The organism is Oleiphilus sp. HI0117, assembly GCF_001635235.1.
The window spans coordinates 1-5,327 of record NZ_LWGA01001165.1 but is presented as its reverse complement, the minus strand read 5'-3'; the positions used below and the strand labels follow the sequence as shown (position 1 = coordinate 5,327).

The following is a 5,327-nucleotide window of genomic DNA, read 5'->3' as shown; positions in this document are numbered from 1 at the left end:
GTTCAACCACATCCCAAGGCACCCCAGAAATACCTGATACCCCAGCAACATCGACTTTGGTTAACATATGGTGCAAACCATGTCCGAACTCATGGAACAGTGTCGTCACTTCATTGTGAGTTAACAAGCTATCTGCCAGATTACCGCTCTCATCCGCAACAGGCGGTGTAAAGTTACACGCCAAGAAAGCTACCGGCATTTGCACAGAGCCATCGGCCAAACGTCTGCGTGCACGACAGTCTGCCATCCAGGCGCCACCACGTTTGTCTTTTCGGGCATAGATATCCAGATAGAAACCAGCTACTTCTTCACCCTCGCTATAAATGCTGTAATAGCGAGCATCTTGGTGGAAGGTTTTCACCTCAGGGCGCTCTTTGACTTCAATGCCAAACAGTTTCTGAACCACATCAAACATGCCTTGCAGAACCACTGGTGCTGGGAAGTATGGCTTTAACGCTTCTTGCGAAATATCAAAACGAGCCTGTCGAAGCTTTTCGGAATAATAGCCCACATCCCAGGGATTCAGTTCAGCCACACCGAACTCTTCTTTCATATAGGCTTTAAGCTCTTCTACTTCATTTTTTGCGTAATCAATAGCCTTGCCTGCAAGCTGCTCTAAAAACTCAATCACTTCATCTGGCGTGTCTGCCATTTTAGTCGCTAAGGAGCGCTCGGCATGATTGTCAAACGACAGCAACTTAGCAAGCGCCTGACGGCAACTGAGTATGCGTTGGATATTATTACTATTATCCCACTTACCCGCATCAGGTCCTTGGTCGGAAGCGCGAGTCAAATAAGCCTGATATAGCTGCTCACGGATATTGGCATCATCGCAGTAAGTCATAACCGGCAAATAACTAGGAATATCCAGGGTAATCAGATAACCCTTTTCATGTCCCTTGGCTTTTGCCTGGCTTTCGAGCAGTTGTAGTGCACTTTCTGGCAGACCTGCAAGTGAATCAACGTCTTCAAAATAGAGCGTCCAAGACTGTGTCGCATCCAAGACATTTTCCGAAAAGCTGTTGGTCAGCTCTGACATCTCCTTCTTCAATGCCGAGTAGGCTTCTTTTTCATCATCTTCCAACGCCACTCCCGACAACTTGAAGCCACGAAGAGTATGTTTGATTGACTGCTTTTGAGCTTGGCTCAGCCCAGCGTATTCATCGCTATCAGCCAAGGCCTGATAAGCTAAAAACAAGTCCTTATTCTGCCCCATTTCTGTACCGTATTCTGTCAATTTAGCGATAAGGCGCTTGTAGATTTCTCTCAACTCATCGGAATTTAGCACTGAGTTATAATGGGAAATAACCGACCAAACATTATTCAAGCGATCGTCAGCACTTTCTAAAGGATACGCAAAATCTTGCCAAGAATATTGTTTATCAGTTACAAGCTTTTCGACTAAAGCTCTGTTGTCTGCAAGCACCTTATCTAATGCGGGCTCAAAGTGCTCTAATGTAATCTGCTCAAACAGTGGCAGTGGCGAATCAGCTAACAATGGGTTCATTAATTTTAACTCTATCTATTTGGTATATTTTTAAGGCAAGCGAGCTAAGCAGCTTGGAACAATTTATTCTTTATGGGGGCATTGATGATTTTTTAAAGCCCTTAGTCTCACTATAGCAACTTGCTCGCATAGCGCTAGATACTGGTGAAGATCACTAATTTTCGGTATTCTCTGCCCTCAAGTTGAACCGAAAAAACACTTAGGTCGCAACGACGTCAATAACACCGCCAGATGTATCACAAGAGGATCAGCCTATGAGCTGCGTGAGAAACTATCTCGACTTTTCCCCCAAACTAGACTCATCAGTTTTCGTCGACCCAACAGCCATTGTTATTGGTGATGTTGAAATCGGAGCCGATAGCTCTATCTGGCCTTTAGTCGCGATTCGCGGTGATATGCACAAAATTCGAATTGGTGAACGCAGCAGTATTCAGGATGGCTCTGTGTTACACATCACACATGCTGGCCCCTATAATCCAGACGGTTTTCCACTCACCATTGGCTCTGACGTTACCGTTGGTCATAAAGCTCTGCTACACGGCTGCACAGTAAAAGATCGAGTATTAGTAGGCATGGGGGCGATTGTTATGGACGGCGCGGTGATAGAAGAAGAGGTCATTCTCGCTGCAGGTAGCGTTGTCCCGCCAGGCAAGGTTCTGGAGTCCGGCCATATGTATCGTGGCAGCCCAGCAAAAAAGATCCGCCCCATTAGTGACAAGGAAAAAACCTTTTTCAAGTACACTGCAAGCAATTACGTCAAACTGAAAAACCAGCATATGGATGACCTTTCAAAACAAGGTTTGGATACTCGTCCAGACTCTCTTAAGAATCAGGATAAGTAGATGGCAATTCAGTGGTTCCCGGGTCATATGCACAAGGCCCGCAAAGAAATTAAGAAAGTCATGTCTCAAATAGATGTGGTGATAGAAATACTGGACGCTCGGATTCCATTCAGCAGCTCCAACCCAATGATTCGCCAGCTTAAGGAAGATAAACCCTGCATTAAGATTCTCAACAAGTCTGATTTAGCTGATCCAGACGTAGTCAAAGCTTGGCAAGAACACTTCGAAAAAGATGCACAAGTTAAAACCTTGGCAATTAGTGCTAATACCCTTAGCAATAAAGGCGCTATCGCCAACTTATGTCGAAAACTCGCACCACATCGTCAAGATTCAGATAAGCCCATAAATGCCATGATTATGGGCATTCCCAATGTCGGTAAATCTACCCTGATTAATTCCATCGCCGGCCGAGCTATTGCAAAAGTTGGCAACGAACCTGCGGTGACAAAGCGCCAGCAAAAGATAAACCTTGATAACGGCATCGTTCTCTCGGACACCCCTGGCGTACTCTGGCCAAAACTCGAACCCGAAACCTGTGGTTATCGTTTAGCGGCAACAGGCGCGGTTAAAGACACCGCAATGGAATATGAATCCGTCGCTATTTTTGCCCTGGAGCATTTGGCAAACCATTACCCAGAAGCCTTGGCAACTCGCTTCAAGCTCGACTTCTCTACCTTTGATCTTCAGCAAGATAAGCTGGAGTTATTAAAACTTATCGGTAGTAAACGGGGCTGCCTAAGGGCGGGTGGTATTGTCGACTTATATCAAGCCGCAACTATTGTTCTAAATGAATTACGTTCAGGCAAGCTAGGCCAGATTTGCCTCGAGACTCCAGAAATGATGGAACGAGAACTTGCTGAGTTCCGCGCCATGATTGAAGCCAAGCGCCAGGCTGAAGAAGAGGCAAAGGAAAAACGTAATCAGGACGCTGATTAAAGATAATGTCAGAACTTAGCCTTGTTCAGTGTGCATTAATCGCTCTCACCTTTATTTGGAGTGGATTTGTGCGTTCAGGCTTAGGCTTTGGGGGAGCAGTACTATCACTGCCCTTCCTACTGTTAATTCACAATGACCCTTTGCTTTACCTGCCAATCATTTCGCTTCAGTTGCTATTCTTTTCGGGCTTAATATTTTTTGAAAATCACAAGATTCGCAAGAAATATGCACACCAGGGCGCACAAGACGAATCAGCTATTGATTGGCCCTATCTAAAGCGTGCGCTTCTAATTATGCTGATTCCTAAGATTATTGGCGTATTTGGGCTCATAACCTTGCCTGCTACCGTAATGGGTTTAATAATATTTTCTATCGTCGCGGTTTATTCCGTCACTTATATTTTTAACAAGCCCTTTAAGAGCCGTTTTAAGTCGCTGGATATCACTTTTTTAATGCTCGGTGGTTACGTCAGTGGTACCTCACTCATCGGGGCTCCTTTATTAACAGCTGTTTTCGCCTCACATGTTAAGAAGGAGCAGCTGCGAGACACCTTATTTGCCCTATGGTTTATTTTGGTGTCGATCAAAGTCGCAGCTTTTATTTATCTGAATGTCGACTTCCAGCTAACCCACCAACTATGGCTGCTACCCTGCGCGGCTCTTGGCCACCTGTTAGGTTTAAAGTTTCACCGAAAACTACAAGAAACCGACTCAGTCGTATTCTATCGCGTAATGGGTAGCGTCTTACTGCTCGTCAGTTTTATTGGTTTGTTGCGCGCTTTGCAATAAGCCACCGTATTGAAAGTGAGGACCAATGCAAACCTTTCTTAGAAGATTAGAAATACTCAACTATTTGAAGTCGCAGCACCTCGCCATCGGCACGGATGAAATTATTCAGCATTTGAGTGATGCAGGCTATCTGGATACTCAGGCCTCCAAAGCAAAAAGCCAGTTTAGACTCGTACAACGTGACTTGAAGTTCCTACTCGGTGACGAAATAGACGATAATGACTACCATAACGAGTTTGGCCTAAGCACTGAAAAAGGCCTGGGAAAGAGCCGGCTCTGGCGTCTCGACCCTTATTCTCTTATTGGCTACAGTTTTGAGAAAATGCCTGACTACATGGCATTGGCACTCTCCATAAGCCAAAAGCATCTGAAGCAAGTCTTACCTGTTGATACTCAGAATGTCCTTAAATCTATTTTTCAGGAAGCTCAAGACAAGCTTCTAAAACAAGAGAAGTCGATTTCCCCCAAGCATTATCAACGCCTGACTAGCGCCGTAGAATTTTTCCAACGCGGGCAACAGTTAAAGGCTGCCGATTTTGACCTGGAAATGCTAAACCGGATATACAGCGCTATCCTTCATCGCAAACGCCTGATACTAAGCTATCAAAGCCAAGGAAAACTCAAAGATTATGAGGTTCATCCTTTCGGCGTTGCGATTATGCTGCCGAAAATATATTTAGTCGCCAAGAAGGAAGGTGACATGCAAAAGGGCGATGAGGCTTTTCGAAGTTTCTTGATTCATAAGATAAGTGACTTAAGTGTTAGCAGTCACGCAAATGCGGTGCCTGAAGATTTCGAGCTAAAAAGCTATCTAGATCAAGGAAATATGGATGTCTTAATCGACTTTCAAGACGCTCAGACTTACACCCTGGAGCTGAGTATTACGACGGGAAAACACAGCAATTTAATACAAGACTTACACGACAACCCTATCAGTCACGATCAGGAGCTACATCACGCTCACGATGATGACTGGAGCTTAAGTGCTACAACTAAGCGCACGGTTCAACTCAGAAACTGGTTAATGTCATTAGGCCCTCAGGCCAAAGTGATATCGCCCGACATCATCAAACAGGACCTTATCGATAACATCGACTTGATACGGGCGAACTATATAAAGCGTCAACACTGACATTAAGTTTAAACGAGATAAGCATGAAACTATTGGCTCTAGCGTCAATACATACTTCCTCTATTAAACTGGCTCAACCAGTACCAAACGCATATCCTGACCTTCAAAAATCTCTTTTAAAG

General features: G+C 44.7%; 5 protein-coding genes. 4 read left to right on the top strand and 1 reads right to left on the bottom strand.

Annotated elements, in window-relative coordinates; genetic code table 11:
* Window positions 1-1,507 (bottom strand): M3 family metallopeptidase (locus tag A3757_RS20665; protein WP_068740222.1); only part of this gene is annotated, 1,507 nt, incomplete at its 3' end.
* Between the two features lie 254 nt (window positions 1,508-1,761).
* Between A3757_RS20665 and A3757_RS20660 the strand changes: the two genes are divergently transcribed.
* From A3757_RS20660 to A3757_RS20645, 4 genes are read left to right on the top strand one after another with little or no spacing between them, the layout of a single operon-like run.
* Window positions 1,762-2,349, top strand: a complete 588-nt coding sequence (locus A3757_RS20660) for a gamma carbonic anhydrase family protein (protein WP_068553422.1) — start codon at window positions 1,762-1,764, stop codon at window positions 2,347-2,349.
* Window positions 2,350-3,285, top strand: a complete 936-nt coding sequence (gene ylqF / locus A3757_RS20655) for a ribosome biogenesis GTPase YlqF (protein WP_068553421.1) — start codon at window positions 2,350-2,352, stop codon at window positions 3,283-3,285. It begins immediately after the preceding gene.
* Window positions 3,286-3,290: 5 nt separating this feature from the next.
* Window positions 3,291-4,073: a TSUP family transporter gene (locus tag A3757_RS20650; protein ID WP_068553420.1), complete on the top strand. Its 783-nt coding sequence runs from the start codon at window positions 3,291-3,293 to the stop codon at window positions 4,071-4,073.
* A gap of 25 nt (window positions 4,074-4,098) precedes the next feature.
* Entirely contained in the window at window positions 4,099-5,205 is a 1,107-nt protein-coding gene (locus A3757_RS20645; protein ID WP_068514624.1) for a YafY family protein, read from the top strand.
* The last annotated feature ends 122 nt before the right edge of the window (window positions 5,206-5,327 follow it).

Coding starts and splice junctions, on each gene's coding strand:
- ylqF (WP_068553421.1), top strand. CDS start 2,350: ATGGCAATTCAGTGGTTCCCGGGTCATATGCACAAGGCCCGCAAAGAA.
- A3757_RS20660 (WP_068553422.1), top strand. CDS start 1,762: ATGAGCTGCGTGAGAAACTATCTCGACTTTTCCCCCAAACTAGACTCA.
- A3757_RS20650 (WP_068553420.1), top strand. CDS start 3,291: ATGTCAGAACTTAGCCTTGTTCAGTGTGCATTAATCGCTCTCACCTTT.
- A3757_RS20645 (WP_068514624.1), top strand. CDS start 4,099: ATGCAAACCTTTCTTAGAAGATTAGAAATACTCAACTATTTGAAGTCG.